The organism is Globicatella sp. HMSC072A10 (assembly GCF_001811625.1).
Lineage (GTDB): Bacteria > Bacillota > Bacilli > Lactobacillales > Aerococcaceae > Globicatella > Globicatella sanguinis.
Window position 1 is genome coordinate 1 of sequence record NZ_KV805756.1, and the last position, 267, is coordinate 267.

Annotated in this window: 1 protein-coding gene; it reads left to right on the plus strand. The window is 37.1% G+C overall.

The genetic code is table 11. The features are described from left to right. On the plus strand, positions 1–267 hold a 267-nt coding region (locus HMPREF2811_RS11430; protein ID WP_246829826.1), incomplete at both ends, for an ATP-binding protein.

Sequence of the window (267 nt, forward strand, 5' to 3'; positions counted from 1 at the left end):
GAATTACGATTACCCAGTATTCGGAAAATGGTACAAGAAGAAGGAACATTTCGCAATCCAACCGACGCCTTTACGGTTCTTCTTCAAGTCTTAGAACAGGAAAAGAATGACCGCTTTATTCGGTCAAAACAAAATCGAATACGTATCGCTAACTTTCCACAAAAGAAATTGTTAGAAGAGTTAGTCATAGATGCTTTACCAGAACAAGCACAGCAAAAGTTACCCCATCTTAAATCGTTAGATTTTATTAAAGAGGGACAAAATGTG